31 protein-coding genes and 1 riboswitch are annotated in these 25,179 nt (G+C 64.4%); of the genes, 29 read left to right on the top strand and 2 right to left on the bottom strand.

Annotated elements, in window-relative coordinates; translation table 11 throughout:
• Position 1: 1 nt before the first annotated feature.
• Complete coding sequence (locus tag LDZ26_RS11665) at positions 2–1,744, bottom strand: ABC transporter ATP-binding protein/permease (protein WP_244847360.1); 1,743 nt, start codon at positions 1,742–1,744, stop codon at positions 2–4.
• A gap of 281 nt (positions 1,745–2,025) precedes the next feature.
• A riboswitch (TPP riboswitch) is annotated at positions 2,026–2,148 on the top strand.
• Positions 2,149–2,346: 198 nt separating this feature from the next.
• Between LDZ26_RS11665 and LDZ26_RS11660 the strand changes: the two genes are divergently transcribed.
• From LDZ26_RS11660 to tatC, 29 genes are all read left to right on the top strand, one after another.
• On the top strand, positions 2,347–3,477 hold the full coding sequence (locus LDZ26_RS11660) for an FAD-dependent oxidoreductase (RefSeq protein WP_244847359.1): 1,131 nt from the start codon (positions 2,347–2,349) through the stop codon (positions 3,475–3,477).
• A 20-nt stretch (positions 3,478–3,497) separates the two neighbouring features.
• A complete protein-coding gene (thiS, locus tag LDZ26_RS11655) occupies positions 3,498–3,695 on the top strand; it encodes a sulfur carrier protein ThiS (RefSeq protein ID WP_159837137.1) in 198 nt (65 codons plus the stop codon).
• 19 nt (positions 3,696–3,714) lie between these two features.
• A complete protein-coding gene (locus LDZ26_RS11650; RefSeq protein ID WP_244847358.1) occupies positions 3,715–4,521 on the top strand; it encodes a thiazole synthase in 807 nt (268 codons plus the stop codon).
• Positions 4,518–5,600, top strand: a complete 1,083-nt coding sequence (thiE, locus tag LDZ26_RS11645) for a thiamine phosphate synthase (RefSeq protein ID WP_244847357.1) — start codon at positions 4,518–4,520, stop codon at positions 5,598–5,600. The genes LDZ26_RS11650 and thiE overlap by 4 nt, the downstream gene beginning before the upstream one ends.
• 97 nt (positions 5,601–5,697) lie before the next feature.
• Positions 5,698–6,513: an ABC transporter ATP-binding protein gene (locus LDZ26_RS11640; RefSeq protein ID WP_244847356.1), complete on the top strand. Its 816-nt coding sequence runs from the start codon at positions 5,698–5,700 to the stop codon at positions 6,511–6,513.
• Positions 6,510–7,277 carry a lipid asymmetry maintenance ABC transporter permease subunit MlaE gene (mlaE, locus tag LDZ26_RS11635; protein ID WP_175946503.1) on the top strand — a complete coding sequence of 256 codons (768 nt, stop codon included), beginning with the start codon at positions 6,510–6,512 and terminating at the stop codon, positions 7,275–7,277. Before LDZ26_RS11640 ends, mlaE begins: the two co-directional genes overlap by 4 nt.
• Positions 7,278–7,370: 93 nt before the next feature.
• A complete protein-coding gene (mlaD, locus tag LDZ26_RS11630; RefSeq protein ID WP_244847355.1) occupies positions 7,371–7,979 on the top strand; it encodes an outer membrane lipid asymmetry maintenance protein MlaD in 609 nt (202 codons plus the stop codon).
• Positions 7,980–7,988: 9 nt separating this feature from the next.
• Entirely contained in the window at positions 7,989–8,942 is a 954-nt protein-coding gene (locus tag LDZ26_RS11625) for a VacJ family lipoprotein (protein WP_244847354.1), read from the top strand.
• Between the two features lie 124 nt (positions 8,943–9,066).
• Positions 9,067–9,699, top strand: coding sequence for a phospholipid-binding protein MlaC (locus tag LDZ26_RS11620; protein WP_244847353.1), 633 nt, complete (start codon positions 9,067–9,069; stop codon positions 9,697–9,699).
• Entirely contained in the window at positions 9,696–9,983 is a 288-nt protein-coding gene (locus LDZ26_RS11615; protein ID WP_175946510.1) for a lipid asymmetry maintenance protein MlaB, read from the top strand. Before LDZ26_RS11620 ends, LDZ26_RS11615 begins: the two co-directional genes overlap by 4 nt.
• A gap of 211 nt (positions 9,984–10,194) precedes the next feature.
• Complete coding sequence (locus tag LDZ26_RS11610) at positions 10,195–11,121, top strand: ABC transporter ATP-binding protein (protein ID WP_175946512.1); 927 nt, start codon at positions 10,195–10,197, stop codon at positions 11,119–11,121.
• Positions 11,118–11,873 carry an ABC transporter permease gene (locus LDZ26_RS11605; RefSeq protein WP_244847352.1) on the top strand — a complete coding sequence of 252 codons (756 nt, stop codon included), beginning with the start codon at positions 11,118–11,120 and terminating at the stop codon, positions 11,871–11,873. Before LDZ26_RS11610 ends, LDZ26_RS11605 begins: the two co-directional genes overlap by 4 nt.
• 18 nt (positions 11,874–11,891) lie before the next feature.
• Complete coding sequence (locus LDZ26_RS11600; protein ID WP_035506651.1) at positions 11,892–12,131, top strand: BolA family protein; 240 nt, start codon at positions 11,892–11,894, stop codon at positions 12,129–12,131.
• A gap of 188 nt (positions 12,132–12,319) precedes the next feature.
• On the top strand, positions 12,320–13,591 hold the full coding sequence (gene murA / locus LDZ26_RS11595; protein WP_244847351.1) for a UDP-N-acetylglucosamine 1-carboxyvinyltransferase: 1,272 nt from the start codon (positions 12,320–12,322) through the stop codon (positions 13,589–13,591).
• The gene (gene hisG, locus LDZ26_RS11590) at positions 13,588–14,280 is read left to right on the top strand and encodes an ATP phosphoribosyltransferase (RefSeq protein WP_244847350.1); all 693 of its coding nucleotides are present in this window, start codon (positions 13,588–13,590) and stop codon (positions 14,278–14,280) included. Before murA ends, hisG begins: the two co-directional genes overlap by 4 nt.
• 46 nt (positions 14,281–14,326) lie before the next feature.
• Positions 14,327–15,649, top strand: a complete 1,323-nt coding sequence (hisD, locus tag LDZ26_RS11585; RefSeq protein WP_244847349.1) for a histidinol dehydrogenase — start codon at positions 14,327–14,329, stop codon at positions 15,647–15,649.
• Between the two features lie 61 nt (positions 15,650–15,710).
• Positions 15,711–16,784 (top strand): histidinol-phosphate transaminase, encoded by a 1,074-nt coding sequence (gene hisC, locus LDZ26_RS11580; RefSeq protein WP_244847348.1) that lies wholly within the window; start codon positions 15,711–15,713, stop codon positions 16,782–16,784.
• A 33-nt stretch (positions 16,785–16,817) separates the two neighbouring features.
• Positions 16,818–17,405 (top strand): imidazoleglycerol-phosphate dehydratase HisB, encoded by a 588-nt coding sequence (hisB, locus tag LDZ26_RS11575; protein WP_175946524.1) that lies wholly within the window; start codon positions 16,818–16,820, stop codon positions 17,403–17,405.
• A 55-nt stretch (positions 17,406–17,460) separates the two neighbouring features.
• Positions 17,461–18,081: a YchE family NAAT transporter gene (locus LDZ26_RS11570; RefSeq protein ID WP_244847347.1), complete on the top strand. Its 621-nt coding sequence runs from the start codon at positions 17,461–17,463 to the stop codon at positions 18,079–18,081.
• Positions 18,078–18,719: an imidazole glycerol phosphate synthase subunit HisH gene (gene hisH / locus LDZ26_RS11565; protein WP_244847346.1), complete on the top strand. Its 642-nt coding sequence runs from the start codon at positions 18,078–18,080 to the stop codon at positions 18,717–18,719. Before LDZ26_RS11570 ends, hisH begins: the two co-directional genes overlap by 4 nt.
• 139 nt (positions 18,720–18,858) lie before the next feature.
• A complete protein-coding gene (hisA, locus tag LDZ26_RS11560) occupies positions 18,859–19,611 on the top strand; it encodes a 1-(5-phosphoribosyl)-5-[(5-phosphoribosylamino)methylideneamino]imidazole-4-carboxamide isomerase (RefSeq protein WP_175946530.1) in 753 nt (250 codons plus the stop codon).
• A 94-nt stretch (positions 19,612–19,705) separates the two neighbouring features.
• Entirely contained in the window at positions 19,706–20,479 is a 774-nt protein-coding gene (gene hisF / locus LDZ26_RS11555; protein WP_175946532.1) for an imidazole glycerol phosphate synthase subunit HisF, read from the top strand.
• A 3-nt stretch (positions 20,480–20,482) separates the two neighbouring features.
• Entirely contained in the window at positions 20,483–20,887 is a 405-nt protein-coding gene (gene hisI, locus LDZ26_RS11550; protein WP_175946534.1) for a phosphoribosyl-AMP cyclohydrolase, read from the top strand.
• Positions 20,884–21,252 carry a phosphoribosyl-ATP diphosphatase gene (locus LDZ26_RS11545; RefSeq protein ID WP_175946536.1) on the top strand — a complete coding sequence of 123 codons (369 nt, stop codon included), beginning with the start codon at positions 20,884–20,886 and terminating at the stop codon, positions 21,250–21,252. The genes hisI and LDZ26_RS11545 overlap by 4 nt, the downstream gene beginning before the upstream one ends.
• 44 nt (positions 21,253–21,296) lie before the next feature.
• The gene (locus tag LDZ26_RS11540) at positions 21,297–21,689 is read left to right on the top strand and encodes a hypothetical protein (RefSeq protein ID WP_244847345.1); all 393 of its coding nucleotides are present in this window, start codon (positions 21,297–21,299) and stop codon (positions 21,687–21,689) included.
• A gap of 32 nt (positions 21,690–21,721) precedes the next feature.
• On the top strand, positions 21,722–22,084 hold the full coding sequence (locus LDZ26_RS11535; RefSeq protein WP_244847344.1) for a histidine triad nucleotide-binding protein: 363 nt from the start codon (positions 21,722–21,724) through the stop codon (positions 22,082–22,084).
• A gap of 151 nt (positions 22,085–22,235) precedes the next feature.
• Complete coding sequence (gene tatA, locus LDZ26_RS11530; protein WP_206467114.1) at positions 22,236–22,469, top strand: Sec-independent protein translocase subunit TatA; 234 nt, start codon at positions 22,236–22,238, stop codon at positions 22,467–22,469.
• Between the two features lie 36 nt (positions 22,470–22,505).
• Positions 22,506–23,039 carry a Sec-independent protein translocase protein TatB gene (gene tatB, locus LDZ26_RS11525; protein ID WP_244847343.1) on the top strand — a complete coding sequence of 178 codons (534 nt, stop codon included), beginning with the start codon at positions 22,506–22,508 and terminating at the stop codon, positions 23,037–23,039.
• Positions 23,040–23,083: 44 nt separating this feature from the next.
• A complete protein-coding gene (gene tatC / locus LDZ26_RS11520) occupies positions 23,084–23,860 on the top strand; it encodes a twin-arginine translocase subunit TatC (RefSeq protein ID WP_244847342.1) in 777 nt (258 codons plus the stop codon).
• Positions 23,861–23,957: 97 nt separating this feature from the next.
• On the opposite strand, the gene LDZ26_RS11515 is transcribed toward tatC, so the two are convergent.
• A complete protein-coding gene (locus LDZ26_RS11515; protein WP_244847341.1) occupies positions 23,958–25,175 on the bottom strand; it encodes a S1C family serine protease in 1,218 nt (405 codons plus the stop codon).
• Between the last annotated feature and the right edge of the window lie 4 nt (positions 25,176–25,179).

Genomic DNA, 25,179 nt, shown 5'->3' with positions numbered 1-25,179 from the left:
CTCAAGCCTCCGCCATCGCCCTTTCGATCTCGATCTTGTAGTCATGGAACATCGCGACCGATTCGCGATGCGCGACGCTCAGAATCGCCGCCTTCGGCAACCGCTCGACCAGCGTGTTGTAGATGTGCAGCTCGTTCTCGGCATCGAGCGCGCTCGTCGCTTCGTCGAGGAACACGAAGTCCGGCTTGTGCAGCAGCACGCGCGCCGCAGCCAGCCGCTGCTGCTCGCCCGGCGACAAGCTGCGCGCCCAGTGCGCGCTTTCGTCGAGCCGGTCGCCGTACGCTTCGAGATTGCACGCGCGCAAGGCTTCGCGCGATTCCTCGTCGGTGAAGGTCGTGGCCGGCGACGGATACGACAGCGCCCCGCGCAACGTCCCGATCGGCAGATAACTCTGCTGCGGCACGAACATGAGCTTCGCATCGACGGGCGCGTCGATGGTGCCGTCGCCGAACGGCCACAGGCCCGCGAGCGCGCGCATCAGCGTGCTCTTGCCCGAACCCGACGGCCCGACGACGAGCCAGCGCGAACCCGGCTCGATCGAGACATCCGCCACGCGTGATAGTGGCGTGCCGTTCGGAAGCGCGAGCATGAGACCGGTGGTCGTCAGCGACCGCGTGCTCGTGTAATGCAGGTTGATGCCGCCGCGTTCGGTCGCGGGCGACGTTTCCTCGCGGATATGCGTCGAGCGCATGACGCGCTTGAATTCGCGCAGACGGTTGACGGTGGCGCGCCATTCGACGAGCGTCGAATAACTGTTGATGAACCAGGAAAAGGAATCGCTGACGGTGCCGAACGCCGACGAAATCTGCATCAGCACGCCGAACGAAAACGCGCCCGCGAAGTAGCGGGGCGCGGCGACCATGATCGGAAAGATGATCGCGATTTGCCCGTAGAAGGACAGCACGAAGGTCATGCGCTTCGTGTACTTCATGATGAGCCACCAGTTGTCGCGAATGCGCTGGAAGATGCCCTTGGCGTTGGCGGTTTCGGTGGCGATGCCGTCGTAGAACGCGATCTGCTCGGCGTTTTCGCGCACGCGGATCAGGCCGAAGCGAAAGTCCGCCTCCACTTTCTGCTGCTGGTAGTTGATCGACACGAGCGGATGCCCGACCTTCTGGATGATGAGCGAGCCGAGAATCGCGTAAAGCGCGGCGGCCCACACCATGTAGCCCGGAATGACGAGCGGCTTGCCGAAGAGCGTCAGCGTCAGAGCGCCCGCGAGCGTCCACAAAATGGTGATGAAGGTGACGAGCGTGACGAGCGTCGATAGCAGGTCGAGCGACAGCGTAAGCGTGGTGGTCGCGAAGGATTGCAGGTCGTCGCTGATACGCTGGTCGGGGTTGTCGGCGAGACGGTCGCGTTCGATGCGGTAGAACGCCTTGTCGCCGAACCATTGTTCGAGATACCGGTTCGTGAGCCATTGCCGCCAGCGGAACGCGAGCATCTGCCGCAGATAGCGCCCGTAGACGGCGAGCAGAATGTACGCAAACGCGAGACCGGTGAAGATCAGCAGCAAGTGCGGAAAGTCGCGCACGTTCTTGTTTTGCAGCGCGTTATAAAAGTCCGCGTTCCAGCTGTTGAGCCGCACGTTGATCCAGACGACCGTCATGTTGATCGCGATGATCGCGACCAGAAGGCCCCACGCGACGCCGCGCTCTTCCGAGACCCAGTAAGGTTTGATGAGGCTCCACGCCGATACGTCATCCGCCTTCTGCTGCGTGCTTTCGAGATTCGAGTTGACCATGACCTTGTGTTCGGGTGCGCCGGATCGCCGGCGGGTTGAGACGGTGTCGCTTGCCGTGCGGCGCGCGGCATCGACGTGCGCGCAGCCAGTTCCGGGTTCGCAGATTGTTGTGATGCTGCCTTAACTGTCGCTTAATTCGGCCCGATCGTCCGATGAACCGGTGTTCGGGGCATTGTGCCAGAGTGCCGCCGGCCGCGACCGAAGCGGCACGACGGGAGCGGTGCGGCCGAAGCGGGCAATCCCGGTTTGCAGCGGCTTTGCCTTTTATGCTCTAATGATCTGCGACGAAACAGGGGTGCTTCGCGCGACGTCACTGGCAACGGTGGCCGGCGCGGCGAGGCTGAGAGAGACCCTTTGCACCCGATCCGGGTAATACCGGCGAGGGAAGTTTCCGGAGAACGCGCGTTCGCCGCGCCATTCCTCCAGTCTCTTCCGGTCTTCCTTTTCCGCTCGGTGCGTCTGACGGCCGCCGTGCAGGTCTCTCCTCCGCTGATTCGCCACGTTAGTCAGTTAGTCAATCGGTATGCCGCTTCCTGCGGCGACGCTCGCTTTCGTGAGGCGACGCACGGGACCGGATGAGGAGACATCGGATTGTGAACAGCATGGAACAGGGCGACGCGCGCCGGCCGGACTTCGCGGTAATCGGCGGCGGGCTCGTCGGGCGGCTCGTCGCCTGGCAGCTTGCGGGCGCGGGGCACGGCGTCGCGCTCTACGAACGTGGCGACGAGGCCGGCTCGCAGTCGGCCGCGTGGGTCGCCGCGGCCATGCTCGCGCCGCTCGCAGAAGCGACGAGCGCGGAGCCGCTCGTCGTCGAGCTTGGCGCGGCGTCGCTCGCGCGCTGGCCGAATGTGATCGCGGCATTGCCCGAGCGGGTCTTCTTTCAGCGCAACGGGACGCTCGTCGTGTGGCACGGCGCGGATCGCGCGGAAGCGCCGCTTTTCGAGCGCCGGCTGCGGGCGAACGCCCCGGCCGCGCTGCTCGACGGCGGTTTCGTCAAGCTCGCGGGCGCTCAGGTCGCCGAGGCGGAACCGGCGCTCGGCTCGCGCTTCGCGCAGGGCTGGCTGCTGCCGCACGAAGGCCAGCTCGACAACCGGCAGGCGCTCAAGGCGCTCGCGGCGGGGCTGGCGGCGCGCGGCGTGCGCACGCTCTGGAACACGCCGGTCGATGCCATGCCCGATGCACGCTGGATCATCGATTGCCGCGGTCTCGGCGGCAAGCCCGCGTGGCCCGCGCTGCGCGGCATTCGCGGCGAAGTGGCGCGGGTGCATGCGCCGGGCATCGGGCTCACGCGGCCGGTGCGCTTGCTGCATCCGCGCTATCCGCTTTACATCGCGCCGAAGCAGAACGACGTCTACGTGATCGGCGCGACGGAAGTGGAGGGCGAGGACATGTCGCCCGTCAGCGTGCGCTCGGCGCTCGAATTGCTGAGCGCGGCGTTCGCCGTGCATCCGGGATTCGGCGAAGCGCGCATTCTCGAACTCAACTCGCAATGCCGGCCGACGCTGCCGGATCATCGTCCGGCCATCGTCTGGGACGGCGCGCAGACGCTGCGCGTGAACGGGCTGTATCGGCACGGCTTCATGATCGCGCCCGAAGTGGCCGATGCCGCCTGCGCGCTCGCCGATGCGCTCATCGGAGAAACGGTGCGCGACGCCGCTTCGTTCGCGCAGTTCCGCGCCGATGCCACATGGCCCGAGCTGCTGCACGGCGCATTCGCGGCCGTGCCCGCGTGACAGCATTCAGAGAAAGACCCATGAACATCCACATCAATCAGCGCGAGTTCACCTTGCCCGACGCCGCGACCGTCACGGACGCGCTCGCCGCGTTCGGCGCGAAGCCGCCGTTCGCGGTCGCGCTCAACGGCCAGTTCGTCGCGCGCGGCGAGCACGGCACGAAGACGCTCGCGCCGGGCGACAAGCTCGACGTCGTTTCGCCCGTCGCGGGCGGCTGAACCCACGAAGGATTCCATCATGACCACACAGACCGCCGACGTCCTCACGCTTTACGGCCAGGCGTTTCCGAGCCGCGTGCTGCTCGGCACGTCGCGCTATCCGTCGCTGCAATCGCTGTCGGATTCCATCGATGCCGCGCGTCCCGGCATGGTGACGGTCGCGCTGCGCCGCCAGTCGGAGACGGGCGAAGCCGGCTTCTTCGACGTGCTCAAGCGTCACGGCGTCGCGCTGTTGCCGAACACGGCGGGCTGCCAGAGCGTGGACGAAGTGCTGACCACCGCCTACATGGCGCGCGAAGTGTTCGACGCGCCGTGGATCAAGCTCGAACTGATCGGCGATGACTACACGCTCCAGCCCGACCCGATCGGCCTGGTCGAAGCGGCGGCGAAGCTCGTGCGCGACGGCTTCAAGGTGCTGCCGTACTGCACGGAAGATCTCGTGATCGGCCGGCGCCTGCTCGATGCGGGCTGCGAAGCGCTGATGCCGTGGGGCGCGCCCATCGGCACCGGCAAGGGCGTGACGAACCCGTACGGCCTGCGCACCTTGCGCGAGCGGCTGCCGGATGTGCCGCTGATCGTCGATGCGGGTCTCGGCGTGCCGTCGCACGCGTGTCAGGTCATGGAGTGGGGCTTCGACGGCGTGCTGCTCAATACGGCGGTTTCGCAGGCCACGTTTCCGCCGCAGATGGCGCGTGCGTTTGCGCTCGGCGTCGAAGCGGGCCGCAGCGCGTTTCTCGCCGGTCCGATGGCCGAGCGCGACAGCGCGCAGGCGAGCACGCCGGTCGTCGGCATGCCGTTCTGGCATCAGGACGGAGGTGCGGCATGAGCCTGCTCGGTCGCGAAGTGTTCTGGCCGCCGGCGGACGAACTCGTGGAAGTCGCGGAGCGAATTCGTGCGCGTCTCGGCGACTGGCCCGCCGCGTCGACGCGCTGGCGCATCTGCCTGACCGCGCCCGAATCGGCCGGCGCGCAGGATTTGATCGTGCTTACGGAAGCGCGTGAATCCGATTCCGATGCGCTTCTGAGCGGCGCCGCCGTGCTCGAAGCGCACGGCCCGCGCGTAACGCTGACGCGCAAGGGCGAGCGTTTCGTGCTCGACGGCGAGCGTTCCGACGACTGGCTCGCCGCGCTCGCCGCGTTTCTCGACTGCAACTTCGAGCCGCACGACGCGCTCGTTCTGGCGCTGGCCTGGCGCACCGGCGATGAGTCCAAAGACGACGCCTGGCCTGTCGATTTCGCGACGTTCCCGCGCGTCGGCGGCCTGCCGCCCGCGCCGGAGCCGGCATTCCCGCCTTGTCCCGCCGAACTCGGGCTCTATCCCGTGCTGCCAAGCGCGGAATGGGTCGAGCGCGTGCTCGATCTGGGCGTCGCCACGGCGCAACTGCGCCGAAAAAGCGCAGACGCCGACGATCTTCGACGCGAAATCGAACGGTCCGTGGCGGCGGGGCGTCGGCATCAGGCGCGGCTTTTCATCAACGACCACTGGCGCGAGGCAATCGCCGCGGGCGCTTACGGCGTGCATCTCGGCCAGGAAGACGTCGAGACCGCCGATCTCAACGCGATTGCGCGCGCCGGCCTGCGCCTCGGCCTCTCGACGCACGGCTACTATGAGATGCTGCGCGCGCTGCATTTCCGGCCGAGCTATCTCGCGCTTGGCGCCGTCTTCCCGACGACGACCAAGGTCATGCCGACCAAGCCGCAAGGTCTCGCCCGCCTGCGCCGCTACGTGCAGCTTCTGCGCGGCCGCGTGCCGCTCGTCGCGATCGGCGGAATCGACGGCAAAGTGATCGGCGACGTGCTCGCGACGGGCGTCGGCAGCGCGGCGGTCGTGCGTGCCGTGACCGAAGCGCCGGATACTGCTCAGGCGGTCGCATCGCTGCAACAAAACTTTGCAGGTCAATGCTGACAGTTCCGAAAAAATTAGGCACCGCGCACTAGGCAAAGCACCGATTGCACGCAGGCCCTATAATGCGTCGTTTTGCGTCAACGGAATTTCTTACCCAGTGCCAGCCTCTTCTGAGACTCTGCTCGAGCTACGCGACGTCGACTTCGGTTACGGCGAGCGGCTCGTCCTGTCGAACCTGAACATGCGCTTCACGCGCGGTCAGGTCGTCGCGGTCATGGGCGGCTCGGGCTGCGGCAAGACCACGACGCTTCGGCTGATCGGCGGTCTCGTCAAGGCGAGCCGCGGCCAGGTGCTGTACGGCGGGCAGGACGTCGGCGCGCAGACGCGCGACGGTCTGTACGCGCTGCGCCGGAAGATGGGCATGCTGTTCCAGTTCGGCGCGCTCTTCACGGATCAAACGGTCTTCGAGAACGTCGCGTTTCCGCTGCGCGAGCACACGGATCTGCCCGAAGCGCTCATCCGCGATCTCGTTCTGATGAAGCTCAACGCCGTGGGCTTGCGCGGTGCGCGGGATCTCGCGCCGTCGGAAATTTCGGGCGGCATGGCGCGTCGCGTGGCGCTCGCGCGCGCCATCGCGCTCGATCCGGAACTCATGATGTACGACGAGCCGTTCGCGGGTCTCGATCCCATCTCGCTCGGCATCACCGCCAAGCTGATCCGCACGCTGAACGACGCCCTCGGCGCCACGTCAATCCTCGTCTCGCACGACGTGCCGGAGTCGTTCGCCATTGCCGACTACGTGTATTTCGTGGCCAACGGCGGCATTCACGCGGAAGGCACGCCCGCGCAGCTGCGCGCGTCGCAGGACCCGACCGTGCGCCAGTTCATCGACGGCACGCCGGACGGCCCCTTCAAGTTTCACTACGCGAGCCAGAACCTCGCGGCGGATTTCGGCATCGGAGGCAAGGCATGATCAGCGCACTCGGCCGCTGGGTGCTCGACGGCTTCGGCACCGCTGGTTACGCGACGCGCATGCTCGCGCGCCTCGTGCTCGAATTCTTCCCGCTGCTGCGCCGCCCGCGGCTTGTCACGAAACAAATCCACTTCGTCGGCAATTATTCGCTCGTGATCATCGCGGTGTCGGGCCTGTTCGTCGGCTTCGTGCTCGGCTTGCAGGGCTACTACACGCTCAACCGCTACGGCTCGGAGCAGGCGCTCGGGCTGCTCGTCGCGCTGTCGCTCGTGCGCGAGCTCGGGCCCGTGGTCACGGCGCTGCTCTTCGCCGGGCGCGCGGGCACGTCGCTGACGGCGGAAATCGGCCTCATGAAGGCGGGCGAGCAACTCACGGCAATGGAAATGATGGCCGTCGATCCCATCAAGGTGGTCGTCGCGCCGCGCATGTGGGCCGGCATCATTTCGATGCCGGTGCTCGCGGCCATTTTCAGCGCGGTCGGCGTGATCGGCGGCTATGTGGTCGGCGTGCTGCTGATCGGCGTGGATTCGGGCGCGTTCTGGTCGCAGATGCAGGGCGGCGTGGATGTCTGGCGCGATGTCGGCAACGGCGTCGTGAAAAGCGTCGTGTTCGGTTTCGCGGTGACGTTCATCGCGTTGTTCCAGGGCTACGAAGCCCGGCCGACGCCGGAAGGCGTGTCGCGCGCGACGACGAAAACGGTCGTGTACGCGTCGCTCGCCGTGCTCGGCCTCGACTTCCTGCTGACCGCGTTGATGTTCAGCTAATGGACCACTCGCGGACGCTCGCGAGGGCGTGGGCGTTGTGAAGGGCACAGACCATCACGCGCATTCCGCGACAAGATTCTCTTTGGAAAGACGATGAAAAAGACTGCTCTCGACTTTTGGGTCGGCCTCTTCGTGGTGCTCGGTTTCGTGGCGCTGCTGTTTCTCGCGCTGAAGGCCGGCAACATGAGTTCCCTGTCGTTCCAGCAAACCTACGCCGTTCGGCTCAAGTTCGACAACATCGGCGGCCTGAAGCCGCGCGCGCCCGTGAAGAGCGCGGGCGTGACGGTCGGGCGCGTCGGCTCCATCGGCTTCGATCCGAACGCGTATCAGGCGGTCGTGACCATCGACATCGACAAGCAGTACCAGTTTCCGAAGGATTCGTCCGCGAAGATCCTGACCTCGGGTCTGCTCGGCGAGCAGTACATCGGCCTCGAGCCGGGCGGCGACGATCAGATGCTCAAGAACGGCGACACCATCACGATGACGCAATCGGCTGTCGTGCTCGAAAACCTGATCGGACAGTTCCTCTACAACAAGGCGGCGGATTCCGGCGCGTCGAAGGCAGCAACGCCGGCCGCGCCGGCCGCTGCTGCGCCGGCGTTCCCTGGCGCGGCCAGCGCCATGGGCGCTGCACCAGCACCGGCCGCACCCGCGGCGTCGGGCGCGGCGGCAGCGAGCGCGGCATCGGGCTCGGCTCAATAAGGAGAAGCTATGTACGCGAAGGGGCTGCGGCGCGTGCTTGTCTCGGCGGCGGCGGTGACGCTCGCCGGTTGCGCGACGGTGACGACGCCCACGAAGGGCGATCCGTTCGAGAGCTACAACCGGACGATGTTCACCATCAACGACAAGGTGGACCAGTTCGCGCTGAAGCCGGTCGCGAAGGCGTACGTGTGGAGCGTGCCGGAGCCGGTGCGCAACAGCGTCACGAACTTCTTCTCGAATATCGGCGATGTGTACATCGCGGCGAACAATCTGCTGCAGTTGAAGATCGCGGATGGCGTCTCCGACATCATGCGCGTCGCGATCAACACGGTGTTCGGCGTCGGCGGTCTCTTCGACGTGGCGACGGTCGCCAAGTTGCCGAAGCACGCCGGCGACTTCGGGCTGACGCTCGGTCATTACGGTGTGCCGTCGGGACCGTATCTCGTGCTGCCGCTGCTCGGGCCGAGCACGGTGCGCGACACGAGCGGGCTGGTGGTCGACTATTTCGGCAGTCCGTTGACGTACGTGAGCCCGGATTCCGTGAGCTGGGCGCTGTATGGCGTGAACCTCGTCAATACGCGGGCGAACCTGCTTGGCGCGACCGACGTACTCGCCGATGCCGCGCTCGACAAGTATTCCTTCGTGCGTAACGCGTACTTGCAGCGTCGCCAGTATCTGATTCACGGCGACAACGACGGCGATACCGACAGCATGCCGAACTACGACGAAGCGCCGCTGCCGACGTATGCCGAACCGGGCGGCGCGAGCGGCGCGGTGGGCGCATCGGCAACGGCGGTGCCGCCGGCAGCGGCGTCGGCGGCGGACGGCGCGTCGGGCGCGGCGCCTGCTTCGGGAACCGCAGCCACGCCGAACGCCGCGAGTTCGGGCGGCGCGACCGTGCCGGGCAATCAGTACGTGCCGCCGCGTGCGCCTCCCGGCTTCCCTTCGTTCCGCCTGCGTTAAGCGCATCCACGCTAACGCGCGGTAACATGATTGACAGCGTTTATTACAGATTGGCCGGTGCGCGGCCTGAACTTGGTTCAAGCAGCGCACTCCAATCCAAGCCACTTCTTTTGCAGGGTCTGCGATGAAAAAACTCTTCTTGCTTCCTTTCTTTGCCATGCTGATGGCGTTCTGCGGCGCGGCGTCGGCGCAAACGGTCGATACGAGCGCGCCCGACGGCATGATCAAGACCGTCACCCAGCAGGTTCTCGATCAAATCAAGTCGGACCCGAAGCTGCAGTCGGGCGACGTGCAGCACATTACTGAGCTCGTCAACCAGAAGATCCTGCCGTACACGGACTTCACGCGCACCACGCGTCTCGTCATGGGCCGCAACTGGAACTCGGCCACGCCTGAGCAGCAAAAGCAGATCGTCGAGCAGTTCAAGATGCTGCTGATCCGCACGTATTCGGGCGCGTTGAGTCAGGTCCGCAATCAGACCATTCAGTACAAGCCGTTCCGCGCATCGCCGGAAGACACGGACGTCGTCGTTCGCTCGGTCGTGATGAACAACGGCCAGCCGGTCGAGCTCGACTATCGCCTGTACAAGACGCCGCAAGGCTGGCGCGTGTATGACATCAACGTGCTCGGCGCATGGTTGATCCAGGCGTATCAACAGCAGTTCAGCGAGCAGATCTCGCAACACGGCGTCGACGGCCTGCTGCAGTTCCTCACGCAGCGCAACCAGCAACTCGCGAGCGGCAAGGCTTCGTCGTGAGCGCAGTCGGCACCGGCGGCCGGTTCCAGACGGCCGCGTCCTTGACTCACGAAAGCGCGAAGGCCGCGCTCGAAGCCGGCCTTTCGCGCATCGCCGCCGGCGCGACCGAAGTCGATTGCGCGCCGCTTCGGCAATTCGATTCGTCCGCGCTCGCCGTGCTGCTCGCGTGGCAGCGCGCGGCCACCGCGCGCGGCGCCGCGCTCGGTATCGTCAACATTCCCTCCGGGCTTGCCAGTCTCGCGCAAGCCTATGGCGTCGACACGCTGCTCACCTTCCGACATTGATCCTGTCCTGACTCATTCGCTCAGGCGCGGCGGCGTTCATCAGCATGAGCACCGCCGCAAACAGGATCGCTCCGACGTCGGCTCTACCGGCTTTGCCCTATAATCAAACGTTTTTTCGGGCCCGAACCCGGCCCCTTTTGAAGCGAGCCCGGGTCCGTCACGCGTAATCCGCACAATCGAGGCGCGGCCGCACGAGGCGCGCGCACTGTTCATGTCAGCCATAGAAATCCGAAACGTCCGAAAGCGCTACAAGGATCTGCAGGCGCTCAAGGGCGTGAGCCTCACGGTGGAAGAGGGCGAGTTCTTCGGCCTGCTCGGTCCGAACGGCGCGGGCAAGACCACGTTGATCAGCATTCTCGCGGGACTCGCGCGCGCCGATAGCGGCACGATCAGCGTGCGCGGTCATGATGTCGTCAGCGATTTTCGCGCGGCGCGTCGGGCGCTCGGCGTCGTCCCTCAGGAGCTGGTGTTCGATCCGTTCTTCACGGTGCGCGAGTCGCTGCGCATCCAGTCGGGCTATTTCGGCCTGCGCAACAACGACGACTGGATCGACGAGGTCATGGCGAACCTCGATCTCACCGAGAAAGCCGACGTCAACACGCGCGCGCTGTCCGGCGGCATGAAGCGCCGCGTGCTGGTCGCGCAGGCGCTGGTGCATCGGCCGCCTGTCATCGTGCTCGACGAACCCACGGCCGGCGTCGACGTCGAGCTTCGGCAAACGCTCTGGAAGTTCATCTCGCGCCTCAATCGCGAGGGACATACCATCGTGCTGACCACGCATTACCTCGAAGAAGCCGAATCGCTGTGCGACCGCCTCGCGATGCTTCGTCGCGGCGAGATCGTCGCGCTGGAGCGCACGAGCGCATTGTTGCAGCGTTTCGCCGGCATGCAGCTCTATCTGCGCTTTTCGAGCGGCGTGCTGCCCGCCGACCTGCGCTCGCTGGAAGTCGATCCTCAAGCGGTATCCGGCGCGCAGCACCTGCTGCGCTTGTCGAGCTACGACGAAGTCGAGCCGATCCTCGCGAAATGCCGCGCGGCGGGCTGCACGTTCGATGAAATCGAAGTGCGAAAAGCCGATCTCGAAGACGTGTTCCTTCAGGTCATGAACGAGCCGGAAATGGTCGAGGGGCTTTCATGAGCGGTTTCCAGACGTTGTTCTACAAGGAGCTGCTGCGCTTCTGGAAGGTGTCGTTTCAGACGGTGCTCGCGCCGATCGTCACCGCGCTGCTCTATCTCACCATCTTCGGTCACGCGCTGACCGGGCACGTGCAGGTCTATCCGGGTGTCGGGTACACGAGCTTTCTCGTGCCTGGCCTCGTCATGATGAGCGTGTTGCAGAACGCATTCGCGAACAGCTCGTCGTCGCTGATCCAGTCGAAAATCACGGGCAATCTCGTGTTCGTGCTGCTGCCGCCCATCGCGCATTGGGAGATGTTCTTCGCGTATGTGCTCGCGTCGGTCGTGCGCGGCTTGTGCGTCGGCTTCGGCGTGTTCATCGTGACGATATGGTTCATCCCGATGTCTTTTTCCGCGCCGCTCTACATCATTGCGTTCGCGATGCTCGGCTCGGCGATTCTCGGCACGCTCGGTCTGATCGCGGGCATCTGGGCCGACAAGTTCGATCAATTGGCCGCGTTCCAGAACTTCCTGATCATGCCGCTCACGTTCCTGTCGGGCGTCTTCTATTCGACGCATTCGCTGCCGCCCGTCTGGCGCGCGGTGTCGCATCTGAATCCGTTTTTCTACATGATCGACGGTTTCCGCTACGGCTTTTTCGGCTCGTCGGACGTGAACCCGCTCTTGAGCCTGTGCATCGTCGGCGGCTTTCTGGTCGTGCTCGCGCTGATCGCCGTGCGGCTGCTCGCGAGCGGCTACAAGCTGCGTCACTAAATCCCAAGGAGACATCCCATGTTGCCGACTCCGGAGCAAGTGAAGGACTACATCGCTGGCGGTCTGTCGTGCCAGCATCTCGAAGTGGAAGGCGACGGCCAGCATTTTTTCGCGACCATCGTGAGCGATGCGTTCGTCGGCAAACGCCTGATCGCGCGTCATCAACTGGTCTACGCGGCGCTCGGCGAGCGCATGCGCGAGGAGATTCATGCGCTCAGCATGAAGACCCTCACCCCCGACGAATGGAAATCGGCCTGAGTCCATTCGGCGAAGCCAAATCAAGTCACACGCAGGTCACACGCCCAACCCTCAGCAACAGCTAGCAACACCCGGCATGACCGGTAGAAGCAGGCAGAACCAGGCAGCACAGAGTGCGGAACATTCAAGATAACCGCGGCGCCGAATCCGGCTCCGCAGCAGGACGCTCGGTCGAAGGACAAGCAATCATGGACAAACTCGTCATTACGGGGGGCGCGAAGCTCTCCGGCGAAATCACCGTATCGGGCGCCAAGAACGCGGCTTTGCCGATTCTGTGCGCGAGCCTTCTCACCGCCGACGACGTCCATCTGTCGAACGTGCCGAACCTGAAGGACGTGCGCACCACGCTCGAACTGCTGCGGCAGATGGGCGTGCAGTCCGAAGCCATGACCGACGGCCGCGTGACGCTCAACGCGTCGAAGGTGCATAACCTCGTCGCGCCGTACGAGATGGTGAAGACCATGCGCGCGTCGATTCTCGTGCTTGGGCCGCTCGTCGCGCGCTTCGGCGAAGCGAAGGTGTCGCTGCCGGGCGGCTGCGCCATCGGCGCGCGTCCGGTCGATCAGCACATCAAAGGCCTTCAGGCGATGGGCGCCGAGATCAACATCGAGCACGGCTTCATCGAGGCGCGCGCGAAGCGTCTGAAGGGCGCGCGCATCATCACCGACATGATCACCGTGACCGGCACCGAGAATCTGCTGATGGCGGCCGTGTTGGCCGATGGCGAAACGATCATCGAGAATGCGGCGCGCGAGCCGGAAGTGAGCGACCTCGCGAATCTGCTGGTCGCGATGGGCGCGAAGATCGAGGGCATCGGCACGGACCGGCTCGTGATTCAGGGCGTCGAAAAGCTGCACGGCGCGCGTCATGCCGTGGTGCCGGACCGCATCGAAGCCGGCACGTTCCTGTGCGCGGTCGCGGCGGCCGGCGGCGACGTCACGCTGCGTCACGTGAGCCCGTCGCTGCTCGACGCCGTGACGGCCAAGCTGCGCGAAGCGGGCGTTTCCATCGAGGAAGGCGACGACTGGATGCGCGTGCGCATGAGCAAGCGGCCGGAAGCCGTGAACATTCGCACATCCGAATATCCCGCGTTCCCGACCGACATGCAGGCGCAGTTCATGGCGCTGAACGCCATTGCAAGCGGCACGTCGCAAGTGGTCGAGACCATCTTCGAGAACCGCTTCATGCACGTGCAGGAGTTGAACCGCCTGGGCGCGAGCATTACGGTCGACGGCAACACGGCGCTCGTGAGCGGCGTCGCGCAACTGTCGGGCGCGAAGGTCATGGCGACCGATCTGCGCGCATCGGCCAGTCTCGTCATCGCGGCGATGTGCGCGGACGGCGAAACGCTGATCGACCGCATCTACCATCTGGATCGCGGCTACGACCGCATGGAGTCGAAGCTGACGGCGGTCGGCGCGAACGTTCGCCGCATCAAGGGCAGCGGGAGCGAGCAATGAGCTCGTTGCCGCAGACGTCGTCGTCGGTCGAGGCCAGCGCGCCGCTCACGCTCGCGCTCTCGAAAGGGCGTATCTTCGAGGAAACGGTGCCGCTGCTCGCGGCAGCCGGCGTGCAGGTCGCCGAAGATCCGGAAAGCTCGCGCAAGCTGATTCTTCCGACCACGAACCCGAACCTGCGCGTGATCATCGTGCGCGCGACCGACGTGCCGACGTACGTGGAATACGGCGCGGCGGATTTCGGCGTGGCGGGCAAGGACGTGCTGATCGAGCATGGCGGCGGCGGTCTGTATCAGCCGGTGGATCTGAACATTGCGCGCTGCCGGATGTCGGTGGCCGTGAAGGCGGGCTTCGACTACGCGAACGCGGTGCGCCAGGGCGCGCGGCTGCGCGTCGCGACGAAGTACACCGAGACGGCGCGCGAACACTTCGCGGCGAAGGGCGTTCACGTCGATCTGATCAAGCTGTACGGCTCGATGGAACTCGCGCCGCTCGTCGGCCTCGCGGATGCGATCGTCGATCTGGTGAGCTCCGGCGGCACGCTGCGCGCGAACAGCCTGGTCGAGGTCGAAGAAATCATGCAGATTTCGTCGCGACTGGTGGTGAATCAGGCGGCGCTCAAGTTGAAGCGCGCGGCGCTGAAGCCCTATCTCGACGCGTTCGAGCGCGCCTCGGCAGCAACGAACAACTAGGGCGGCCGCGTCACGCTTGCCGCCCACAGCACAATCGGAAACCAGCATGTCTATCAAGATTCGTAAGCTCGATTCCAGCACCGATGGTTTTCAAAAGGCGCTGCGCGCGGTGCTCGCGTTCGAAGCGAGCGAGGACGAAGCCATCGAGCGCGCCGTCGCGCAGATTCTCGCGGACGTGAAAACGCGCGGCGACGAAGCCGTGCTCGAATACACGAACAAGTTCGATCGCCTGAAAGCGGACAGCGTCGCGGCGCTCGAACTGCCCGCGTCCGAGATGGAAGCCGCGCTGGAAGATCTGGAGCCGAAGCGCCGCGCGGCGCTCGAAGCGGCGGCGGCGCGCGTGCGCGGCTACCACGAAAAGCAGCGCATCGAATGCGGCAGCCATAGCTGGCAGTACACCGAAGCTGACGGCACCGTGCTCGGCCAGAAGGTGACGCCGCTCGACCGCGCGGGCATCTACGTGCCGGGAGGCAAGGCGGCGTATCCGTCGTCCGTGCTGATGAACGCGATTCCGGCGCGCGTCGCGGGCGTCAAGGAAATCGTGATGGTCGTGCCCACGCCCGATGGCGTGAAGAATCCGCTCGTGCTCGCGGCCGCGCTGCTCGGCGGCGTGGATCGCGTGTTCACCATCGGCGGCGCGCAGGCTGTCGGCGCGCTCGCGTACGGCACGCAAACCGTGCCGGCTGTCGACAAGATTTGCGGTCCGGGCAACGCGTATGTCGCGTCGGCGAAGCGTCGCGTGTTCGGGACGGTTGGCATCGACATGATCGCGGGACCGTCCGAGATTCTCGTGATCTGCGACGCGACCACCGATCCGCGCTGGGTCGCGATGGACCTGTTCTCGCAAGCCGAACACGACGAACTCGCGCAATCCATTCTGCTGTGCCCGGACGCGGCGTTCATTCAGCGCGTCGAGGACGCCATCGTCGAACTGCTTCCCGCGATGCCGCGGCGCGACGTCATCCAGCGCTCGCTCGAAGACCGCGGCGCGCTCATCAAGGTGAAGGACATGGCCGAAGCCTGCGCCATCGCCAACGACATCGCGCCGGAGCATCTGGAGATTTCCGCGCTCGATCCGCACCAATGGGCCGCGCAGATTCACAACGCGGGCGCGATGTTCCTCGGCCGCTACACGAGCGAAAGCCTCGGCGACTATTGCGCCGGCCCGAACCACGTGCTCCCGACTTCGCGTACCGCGCGCTTTTCATCGCCGCTCGGCGTCTACGACTTCATGAAGCGTTCGAGCGTGATCGAAGTGAGTTCGGACGGCGCGCAGACATTGGGCGAAATCGCGGCGGAACTGGCGTATGGCGAGGGCTTGCAGGCGCATGCCAAAAGCGCCGAATACCGGATGAAAAACGTCGGCTGAAGCGAGCCATCCGATCGAAAAAGGCGGCTTTCAAGCCGCCGCCAGCGCCAACAGCGCCACCATGACCACACCGAACGACATCATTCGTCCCGACGTCCTCGCGATGACGAGCTATCCCGTGCCGGAATCCACGGGGCTCATCAAGCTCGACGCGATGGAAAATCCCTACACGCTGCCCGACGCGCTCGCGCAACGGCTCGGCGCGCATCTCGCGGGCGTCGCGCTGAACCGTTATCCTGCGCCGCGCCCGGCTGAACTTATCGCGAAGCTCAAGCGCGCAATGCACGTTCCGCCCGCGTGCGACGTTCTGCTCGGCAACGGCTCCGACGAGTTGATCAGCATGATGTCTATCGCGTGTTCGAAGCCGGGCGCGAAGGTCGTCGCGCCGGTGCCGGGCTTCGTCATGTATCAGCTGTCGGCGGCGTTCGCGCATCTCGAATTCGTCGGCGTGCCGCTCAATGCCGATTTCACGCTCAACGCCGACGCGCTCATCGCCGCCATCAAGGAACACGCGCCCGCGCTCGTCTATCTCGCGTATCCGAACAATCCGACCGGCACGCTCTACGACGACGTTGACATCGAACGCGTGATCGCGGCGGCGACGAAAAGCCTCGTCGTGATCGACGAGGCGTATCAGCCGTTCGCCGGGAAAACGTGGATGCCGCGCGCCGCGCAGTTCGATAACGTCGTCGTCATGCGCACGGTGTCGAAGCTCGGCCTCGCGGGCATCCGCCTCGGTTATATGGCCGGTTCGCCCGCGTGGATCGCGCAGTTCGACAAGGTGCGCCCGCCGTACAACATCAACGTGCTGACGCAGGCCACCGCCGATTTCCTGCTCGATCATCTCGATGTGCTCGACGCGCAAGCCGCCGCGTTGCGCGAAGCGCGCGCCGACCTCGCGCGTGAAGTCGCCGCGCTGCCGGGCATGACCGTTTATCCGAGCGCGGGCAACTTCCTGCTGGTGCGCGTGCCCGATGCGGCGCTCGCGTTCGAAACCCTGCTTACGTCGCGGGTTTTGGTGAAAAACGTGAGTAAAATGCATCCGTTGCTTACGAATTGCGTGCGCTTGACGGTCGGAACGGCCGAAGAGAACGCGCAGATGCTCGCGGCGCTGAGAAAGCTCGCGCCCAACTGAACCCCTTCTTCGAAAAAGTCTCAAGGAAACACCATGCGCATTGCGGAAGTCGTTCGCAACACCAGCGAAACGCAGATCCGTGTAAAGCTCGATCTGGACGGCACCGGCAAGCAGAAGCTCGCCACCGGCGTGCCGTTTCTCGATCACATGCTCGACCAGATTGCCCGTCACGGCCTGTTCGACCTCGAAATCGAAGCGCATGGCGACCTCCATATCGACGATCACCATACCGTCGAAGACACCGGCATCACGCTCGGGCAAGCGGTGGCGAAGGCTATCGGCGATCGCAAGGGCATTCGCCGCTATGGCCATTCGTATGTGCCGCTCGACGAGGCGCTGTCGCGCGTCGTGATCGACTTCTCGGGGCGGCCGGGGCTCGAATTCCATGTGCCGTTCACGCGTGCGCGCATCGGCACGTTCGATGTCGATCTCACCATCGAATTTTTCCGCGGCTTCGTGAATCATGCGGGCGTGACGCTGCATATCGACAACCTGCGCGGCATCAACGCGCATCATCAGGTCGAGACCGTGTTCAAGGCCTTCGGCCGCGCGCTGCGCATGGCCGTCGAAGTCGACGAACGCGCGGCGGGCCAGATTCCATCGACCAAGGGCAGTCTCTGATCAGCCGTTTGCCGATTCGGCGCCGAAAAGCGTCTAACTCGGCCGGCCATTCGCGATGGATCTTTTCAAGTCGTTCATATCCTTGCTCGCGCTGATCAACCCGATCGGCGCGATACCGTTTTTTCTAAGCCTTACCTCGCAGCAATCGGACGTGGAGAAGCGCAACACCATCCGCGTCGCGTGTATTTCGGTGTTCTGCGTGATTGCCGTGACCGCGTTGCTCGGGCAGCAGATCATCGCGTTCTTCGGTATTTCGGTCGGATCGTTCGAAGTGGGCGGCGGCATCATCATGCTGCTCATGGCGATCAGCATGCTGAACGCGCAAGTCGGCAACGCGCGCTCGACGCCCGAAGAGCGCATGGAAGCGGAAGAGCGCCACAGCATCGCAGTCGTGCCGCTCGCCATTCCGCTGCTTACCGGACCGGGATCGATCAGCACGGTGATCGTCTATGCTGCAAGTGCGCAGCACTGGTACGACCGCTTCGGGCTCGTCGTGCTGGGTGCGATCATCGCGGCGTTGTGCTTCGGCGCGCTGAATCTCGCGGAGCCGATCGCGCGCTGGGTCGGGCGCACCGGAATCAATATCGGCACGCGTCTCATGGGATTGATGCTGTCCGCGCTGGCGGTGGAATTCATCGTCAACGGGTTGAAGGCCCTGATGCCTACTTTGAAATGAAAACTTCGATTGCGATTGTTGATTACGGAATGGGCAACCTGCGCTCGGTGTATCAGGCGCTGAAGAAGGCCGCGCCCGACGCGGACGTGGCGATCGTCGATCAGCCGCAGGCCATTCACGCGGCCGATCGCATCGTGCTGCCGGGACAGGGCGCGATGCGCGACTGCATGGCGCATCTCGCGCACTCGGGCCTGCAGGAAGCCGTGATGCAGGCGTCGCGCGAAAAGCCGATGCTCGGCGTGTGCGTCGGTGAGCAGATGCTCTTCGACTGGAGCGAGGAAGGCGACACGCGCGGGCTCGGCCTGTTACCGGGCAAGGTGGTGCGTTTCCGGCTCGAAGGCCGCGTGCAGGACGACGGCTCGCGCTTCAAAGTGCCGCAGATGGGCTGGAACCGCGTGCGTCAGACGCAGGCGCATCCGGTCTGGGACGGCATCGCGGATGGCGCGTTCTTCTACTTCGTGCACAGCTATCACGTCGCGCCGGAAAACCCGGCGCACACATCGGGCGAAACCGTCTACGGCGACCCGTTCACGTCCGCGGTCGCACGCGACAACATCTTCGCGACCCAGTTTCACCCGGAAAAGAGCGCCGACGCCGGCTTGCGCCTGTATCGCAACTTCGTTCACTGGAACCCGTGAGCGTCGCCGCGCGTGAGCCTCGCGGCCGCGCCCCTGCGCGGTTCCACGTGCGATTGAGTGCCGCGAGACTTGTACTACACTAGCGAGACGGCCCGCGAGGCCGTTTCAATCACTTTCACCCAGAAGATACGCGATACCTATGCTGCTCATTCCGGCCATCGATCTCAAAGACGGTCAGTGCGTGCGCCTCAAGCAAGGCGATATGGACCAGGCGACCATTTTTTCAGAAGATCCGGCGGCGATGGCCCGGCATTGGGTCGACAAGGGCGCGCGCAGACTGCACCTCGTCGATCTGAACGGCGCGTTCGCGGGCAAGCCGAAGAACGGCGACGCCATTCGGGCGATCATCGAAGAAGTGGGCAGCGAAATCCCGGTGCAGCTCGGCGGCGGCATCCGTGACCTGAACACCATCGAACGCTATCTGGACGACGGTCTTTCGTACGTGATCATCGGCACGGCGGCGGTGAAGAATCCCGGTTTCCTGCAAGACGCGTGCAGCGCGTTCGGCGGCCACATCATCGTCGGGCTGGACGCCAAAGACGGCAAGGTGGCCACCGACGGCTGGAGCAAACTGACCGGCCACGAAGTCGTGGACCTCGGCCGCAAGTTCGAGGACTACGGCTGCGAGTCGATCATCTACACGGACATCGGCCGCGACGGCATGCTTCAGGGCATCAACATCGACGCGACCGTGCGGCTCGCGCAGGCGGTCAAGATTCCGGTGATCGCAAGCGGCGGGTTGTCGAGCATCGCGGACATCGAATCGCTCTGCGAAGTCGAGGACGAAGGCATCGAAGGCGTGATCTGCGGACGCGCGATCTATTCGGGCGACCTCGATTTCAAGGCGGCGCAAACCCGCGCCGACGCACTGCGCGAAGCGGACGACGCTTAAGGCCGCATTTCCGGCTTCTCTCGCGCGAGCACACTGAAGCGCGCCGGGCGGCGCTGGCCGCCCTCAACCGTACCGAACCGGCAGTAGCTAGAACATGGCTCTCGCAAAACGCATCATCCCCTGTCTCGACGTGACCGCTGGCCGCGTGGTGAAGGGCGTCAACTTCGTCGAACTGCGCGACGCGGGCGATCCCGTCGAGATCGCGCGACGCTACGACGATCAGGGCGCCGACGAACTCACGTTCCTCGACATCACCGCGACCTCCGACCAGCGCGATCTCATCTTGCCGATCATCGAGGCGGTGGCCTCGCAGGTCTTCATTCCGCTCACCGTCGGCGGCGGCGTGCGCGCGGTCGAGGACGTCCGGCGCTTGCTGAACGCGGGCGCGGACAAGATCAGCATGAACTCGTCGGCGGTCGCCAATCCGCAACTCGTGCGCGACGCGTCGGACAAGCACGGCTCGCAGTGCATCGTCGTCGCGATCGACGCGAAGCGCGTGTCGGGCGAAGGCGAGCCGCCGCGCTGGGAAGTGTTTACGCACGGCGGCCGCAAGGCGACCGGCATCGACGCAGTCGAATGGGCGCGCAAGATGGCGGAACTCGGTGCGGGCGAGATCCTGCTGACCAGCATGGATCGCGACGGCACGAAGGCCGGCTTCGATCTCGCGCTGACGCGCGCCGTGTCGGATGCCGTGCCGGTGCCCGTGATCGCGTCGGGCGGCGTCGGGTCGCTGAAGCATCTGGCGGACGGCATCGTCGAAGGGCACGCCGACGCGGTGCTCGCCGCAAGCATCTTCCACTACGGCGAGCATACGGTCGGCGAAGCGAAGCGTTTCATGGCCGATCAAGGCATCTCGGTGAGGATCTGAACCGTGAGCGACCCGACGAATTGGCTCGATAAGGTGAAGTGGGACGCGAACGGCCTCGTGCCCGTCATCGCGCAGGAAGCATCGACCAACGACGTGCTGATGTTCGCATGGATGAACCGCGAGGCGCTGGCGAAGACCATCGAACTCAAGCGCGCCGTGTATTTCTCGCGCTCGCGACAGCGCCTGTGGTTCAAGGGCGAAGAATCGGGGCACGTTCAGCACGTACACGAAGTGCGGCTCGATTGCGATGAAGACGTCGTGCTGCTCAAGGTCGAGCAGGTGTCGGGCATCGCGTGCCATACGGGCCGCCATTCCTGCTTCTTCCAGAAATTCGAGGGAACGGCCGAAAGCGGCGAGTGGGTCGCCGTCGAGCCGGTCCTGAAAGACCCAGAAAGCATCTACAAATGACCCAAGCCACCACGCTGGATACGCTGCTTCGCCTTGCCGCCGTCATCGACAGCCGGAAGGGCGGCGATCCGGAACAATCCTACGTTTCGCGACTCTTTCACAAAGGTGACGACGCGGTCCTGAAGAAGATCGGCGAGGAAGCGACCGAAGTCGTGCTCGCCGCGAAGGACGCGCGCCACGGCGGCGCGCCGAAGGCGCTCGTCGGCGAGGTCGCCGATTTGTGGTTCCATTGTCTCGTGATGCTGTCGCACTTCGACCTGAGCCCCGCTGACGTGGTCGCCGAACTGGAGCGGCGCGAAGGCTTGTCGGGTATCGAGGAAAAGGCGCTGCGCAAGTCGCGCGAGCGCGAACAGAACGGCGGCTGACGAGGCGTTCGCCCACTTTTCTCGCGCTAGCGGAGGAGGCAAGCATGGCCGGGGTCGATGGACCGTACCCGCCGCCTGTGGTTCAGACGCCGGCGGAAGACGAGCGGCTGCGCAGCCTGCGCACGCTCACGCACATCCTTTATGCGCTGTACGCGCTCTATTGGCTGACGGGCGGGCTGACCGTGCTCGTCGCGGTCATCATCAATTATCTGAAGCGCGGCGATACCGTCGGCACGCCGTATCAGGCGCACTTTTCATGGCAAATCCGCACGTTCTGGTGGGCGGTGCTCGGCCATGTGATCGGCGTCGCGCTGCTGTTCGTGGGCGTCGGCTTTCTCATCTTGTCCGCAGTCGGCATTTGGACGCTGTATCGCGTCATCAAGGGCTGGCTGTTTCTCTACGAAAACAAACCGATCGACCCGCAGACGTGGTTCTAACGGCGATGCCTGGCAACGGAGTACGCACATTCATGAGCCAAGACAACTGCATCTTCTGCAAAATTGCCTCCGGGCAGATTCCGAGCACCAAGGTCTACGAGGACGACGAATTCGTCGCGTTCAACGACATCAACCCGGCCGCGCCGTTTCACGTGCTCGTGATTCCGCGTCAGCACATCGAGACGCTTTCGGACTGTTCCGAAAGCGATGCGCCGCTGCTTGGTAGAATGTTAAGTCTCGTTGGCCGTCTCGCGAAAGATCTGGGCGTTTCCTACACGGGTGGGGATACCGGTTTCCGGACGGTCATCAATACCGGGCCAGGCGGCGGGCAGGAGGTGTATCACATTCATGCGCATCTTCTGGCTGGGGCGCGTCCGTGGCGGCGAATGGGCTGACGCCGGTTTCATCGGCGTTTTGCTTTCCAATGCCATATTGGGCGCGCAAAATCGATACTGATAGCCGAGGCGGCATTGCTTCGGCTCGAGCTGCAGGCCAGCCTTCCGTCGCGGAAAGGCTTTTGCGGCGCAAATAGGAGAGTTTTCATTCATGGGTTCGTTAAGCATTTGGCATTGGTTGATCGTTCTGCTGATCGTGGCGCTCGTCTTCGGCACGAAGAAACTGCGCAATATCGGCGGTGATCTGGGCGGCGCGGTTCGCGGCTTCAAGGAAGGCATGCGTGAGGAAGACAACCCCGCGTCGGCCGATAAACGCGATCAACTGCCGCGCGACACGGTGGACGTCGAAGCGAAGGACAAGACGCGTTCGGGCGACTACCGCTAATCGAACGGGCGAACGTAACCCTGCACAGTTCCTTCAATGCTCGATCTCGGTCTGACCAAAATGGCGCTCATCGGCGTCGTCGCGCTGGTGGTGCTCGGGCCGGAGCGGTTGCCCGGCGTCGCGCGCACGGCGGGCGCGCTCTTCGGGCGCGCTCAGCGTTACATCAACGACGTGAAGTCGGAGGTGGCGCGCGAGATGGAACTCGACGAACTCAAAAAGATGCGCACGCAGTTCGAGACGGCGGCGTCGAACGTCGAATCGACGATTCACGACAATTTGCGGCGCCACGAGTCCGACCTGAACGATGCGTGGCGGGAAGGCACGTCGGTGGAGCCGAGCATCGCGGGAGGCGCTCCGGCTTCGTCTGCGGATGAAAGCGGCGCTTCCGACAAGCCTTGGGTGAACTCGACGTTCGCGCCGGCGAAGCGCAAGAACTGGCGCGTCAAGCAGACCGCGGTTCCGAGCTGGTACAAGCGCACCACCGCGCGCCGCACGCGCGTGCAGTCGGGCGCGGCCCGTGTCGCGCGTCATACGCCCGCAAGCTTGCGCCGTCCGACGAAGTTCTTCTGACACGGCCGCATTTCTTCCATCGATGATCCAAACCGAGGGCCGGCGTGAGCGACCCGCAACATAATAAAGACGAGCCCGTCGAAGAGACGTTTATCTCCCATCTGGTGGAACTGCGCGATCGCATCATCCGCGCGGGGGCTTCGGTCATCGTCGTTTTCGTCGGGCTGGTGTACTGGGCGCCCGACATCTTCAAACTGCTCGCGCGTCCGCTGATGCAGAACCTGCCGCGCGACGGCAAGATGATCGTGACCGACGTCACCGGCTCGTTCTTCGTGCCGATGAAAGTGACGATGCTGGTGGCCTTCGTCATCGCGCTGCCGTTCGTGCTGTATCAAATCTGGGCGTTCGTCGCGCCGGGGCTTTATCAGCATGAGAAGAAGCTCGTCGCGCCGCTGGTGTCGAGCAGCTACGCGCTGTTTCTGTGCGGCATGGCGTTCGCGTATTTCATCGTATTCCCGACCATTTTCCGCGTGATGGCGCATTACAACGCGCCGCTCGGCGCGGAGATGACGACGGATATCGACAACTACCTGAGCTTCGTGCTCACCATGTTCCTTGCGTTCGGCGTGACTTTCGAGGTGCCGATCGTCGTCGTGCTGCTCGCGCGCATGGGCGTGGTGTCGATTCAGAAGCTCAAGCAGATCCGGCCGTATGTGATCGTCGGCGCGTTCATCATCTCGGCCGTGGTGACGCCGCCGGATGTCTTTTCGCAGCTCATTCTCGCGATCCCGCTCATCATCTTGTACGAAGCGGGAATCGTGGCGGCGCGGCTGGTTGTCGGCAAAGACGCGATCAAGAGCGAGGAACTGACCGTGAAATAGCTGCGGCCGATTGTCGCAGCGTCGGCCGGACCGAGCGCGCATTTTCCGCAGTAAAAAAGGCAGCCGAAGCTGCCTTTTTCTTTGGACGCTCGGCGCGTTATTCGTCGCCCTGATCGCCCTGATCTTCGTCCGGCGCCTGCGGCGCCTTCGGCTGCGCGGGCCGTTTGCCGATCATCACGTTCACGTCCAGTTCCTTGTTCTTGCGCATCAGATGCACTTTCACGGACGTGCCCGGCTTGATCTGAGCAACGACGTTCAAGAGGCGCGTGGTGTCGGTGATCGTGTCCTCGTTGATGCTGACGAGAATATCGCCCGGCTTGATGCCGGCTTTATCCGCCGGGCCGCCTTGCAGCACGCCCGCGACGATCGCGCCGGATTTCTGATCGAGCCCGAACGATTCGGCGATTTCCGGCGTCACGTCCTGCGGCTCCACGCCGATCCATCCGCGCGTCACCGTGCCCGTCGTGATGATGCTCTCCAGTACGCTGCGCGCCGTCGACACCGGAATGGCGAAGCCGATGCCTAGCGAGCCGCCGCTACGTGAATAGATGGCGGTGTTGATGCCGAGCAGGTTGCCGTTCACGTCTACGAGCGCACCGCCCGAGTTGCCGGGATTGATGGCCGCGTCGGTCTGAATGAAGTTCTCGAACGTATTGATGCCCAGATGATTGCGCCCGAGCGCGCTCACGATGCCCATCGTCACCGTCTGGCCGACGCCGAACGGATTGCCGATCGCCAGCACGACATCGCCGACGTGCGTCTGGTCCATTCGCCCGAGCGTGATGCTCGGCAGGTTCGTGAGCGCGATCTTCAGCACGGCGAGGTCCGTTTCGGGATCGACGCCGATCACTTTCGCGCTCGACGTGCGGCCGTCCGCGAGCGCCACTTCGATCTGATCCGCGCCGTCCACGACGTGCTGGTTCGTTAGAATGTAACCTTCCGAGCTGACGATGACGCCTGACCCGAGATTCGACGCGGGAGGCTCGTCGTTCTTGCGTCTGTTCTTGTCGCCGAAGAAGTAGCGGAATAGCGGGTCTTTGGCTCGCGGGTCCGCCGGCAGATTGCCGTCCTTGCTGGAGAACACGTTCACCACCGCGGGCATCGCCTTTTGCGCGCCGTCCGCATAAGACGACTGGAGCGGGCGCGAGCCGATGCTCGGCGCCACTTCCTGTAACGCGACGATCGGCTCGGCGAGTTGCTTGCCGAATTGGCCCTGACGTTGAAGCCACTGCGGTTTCAGGGTCGCGATGATGAACATCAGAGCCAAAAGCACGGTGACCGCTTGGGCAAAAAACAGCCAGAAGCGTCTAAGCATTTGA

This window comes from Caballeronia sp. SL2Y3, assembly GCF_022879575.1.
In the GTDB taxonomy this organism is placed as follows: Bacteria; Pseudomonadota; Gammaproteobacteria; order Burkholderiales; family Burkholderiaceae; genus Caballeronia.
The sequence above is the reverse complement of the archived record's forward strand: the minus strand, read 5'-3'. Positions and strand labels throughout refer to the sequence as shown.

Bases quoted from the DNA above. Each gene is read 5' to 3' on its own strand.
- LDZ26_RS11665 (WP_244847360.1), bottom strand. From the start codon at position 1,744: ATGGTCAACTCGAATCTCGAAAGCACGCAGCAGAAGGCGGATGACGTA.
- LDZ26_RS11660 (WP_244847359.1), top strand. From the start codon at position 2,347: ATGGAACAGGGCGACGCGCGCCGGCCGGACTTCGCGGTAATCGGCGGC.
- thiS (WP_159837137.1), top strand. From the start codon at position 3,498: ATGAACATCCACATCAATCAGCGCGAGTTCACCTTGCCCGACGCCGCG.
- LDZ26_RS11650 (WP_244847358.1), top strand. From the start codon at position 3,715: ATGACCACACAGACCGCCGACGTCCTCACGCTTTACGGCCAGGCGTTT.
- thiE (WP_244847357.1), top strand. From the start codon at position 4,518: ATGAGCCTGCTCGGTCGCGAAGTGTTCTGGCCGCCGGCGGACGAACTC.
- mlaE (WP_175946503.1), top strand. From the start codon at position 6,510: ATGATCAGCGCACTCGGCCGCTGGGTGCTCGACGGCTTCGGCACCGCT.
- mlaD (WP_244847355.1), top strand. From the start codon at position 7,371: ATGAAAAAGACTGCTCTCGACTTTTGGGTCGGCCTCTTCGTGGTGCTC.
- LDZ26_RS11625 (WP_244847354.1), top strand. From the start codon at position 7,989: ATGTACGCGAAGGGGCTGCGGCGCGTGCTTGTCTCGGCGGCGGCGGTG.
- LDZ26_RS11620 (WP_244847353.1), top strand. From the start codon at position 9,067: ATGAAAAAACTCTTCTTGCTTCCTTTCTTTGCCATGCTGATGGCGTTC.
- LDZ26_RS11610 (WP_175946512.1), top strand. From the start codon at position 10,195: ATGTCAGCCATAGAAATCCGAAACGTCCGAAAGCGCTACAAGGATCTG.
- LDZ26_RS11605 (WP_244847352.1), top strand. From the start codon at position 11,118: ATGAGCGGTTTCCAGACGTTGTTCTACAAGGAGCTGCTGCGCTTCTGG.
- LDZ26_RS11600 (WP_035506651.1), top strand. From the start codon at position 11,892: ATGTTGCCGACTCCGGAGCAAGTGAAGGACTACATCGCTGGCGGTCTG.
- murA (WP_244847351.1), top strand. From the start codon at position 12,320: ATGGACAAACTCGTCATTACGGGGGGCGCGAAGCTCTCCGGCGAAATC.
- hisG (WP_244847350.1), top strand. From the start codon at position 13,588: ATGAGCTCGTTGCCGCAGACGTCGTCGTCGGTCGAGGCCAGCGCGCCG.
- hisD (WP_244847349.1), top strand. From the start codon at position 14,327: ATGTCTATCAAGATTCGTAAGCTCGATTCCAGCACCGATGGTTTTCAA.
- hisC (WP_244847348.1), top strand. From the start codon at position 15,711: ATGACCACACCGAACGACATCATTCGTCCCGACGTCCTCGCGATGACG.
- hisB (WP_175946524.1), top strand. From the start codon at position 16,818: ATGCGCATTGCGGAAGTCGTTCGCAACACCAGCGAAACGCAGATCCGT.
- LDZ26_RS11570 (WP_244847347.1), top strand. From the start codon at position 17,461: ATGGATCTTTTCAAGTCGTTCATATCCTTGCTCGCGCTGATCAACCCG.
- hisH (WP_244847346.1), top strand. From the start codon at position 18,078: ATGAAAACTTCGATTGCGATTGTTGATTACGGAATGGGCAACCTGCGC.
- hisA (WP_175946530.1), top strand. From the start codon at position 18,859: ATGCTGCTCATTCCGGCCATCGATCTCAAAGACGGTCAGTGCGTGCGC.
- hisF (WP_175946532.1), top strand. From the start codon at position 19,706: ATGGCTCTCGCAAAACGCATCATCCCCTGTCTCGACGTGACCGCTGGC.
- LDZ26_RS11545 (WP_175946536.1), top strand. From the start codon at position 20,884: ATGACCCAAGCCACCACGCTGGATACGCTGCTTCGCCTTGCCGCCGTC.
- LDZ26_RS11540 (WP_244847345.1), top strand. From the start codon at position 21,297: ATGGCCGGGGTCGATGGACCGTACCCGCCGCCTGTGGTTCAGACGCCG.
- LDZ26_RS11535 (WP_244847344.1), top strand. From the start codon at position 21,722: ATGAGCCAAGACAACTGCATCTTCTGCAAAATTGCCTCCGGGCAGATT.
- tatA (WP_206467114.1), top strand. From the start codon at position 22,236: ATGGGTTCGTTAAGCATTTGGCATTGGTTGATCGTTCTGCTGATCGTG.
- tatB (WP_244847343.1), top strand. From the start codon at position 22,506: ATGCTCGATCTCGGTCTGACCAAAATGGCGCTCATCGGCGTCGTCGCG.
- LDZ26_RS11515 (WP_244847341.1), bottom strand. From the start codon at position 25,175: ATGCTTAGACGCTTCTGGCTGTTTTTTGCCCAAGCGGTCACCGTGCTT.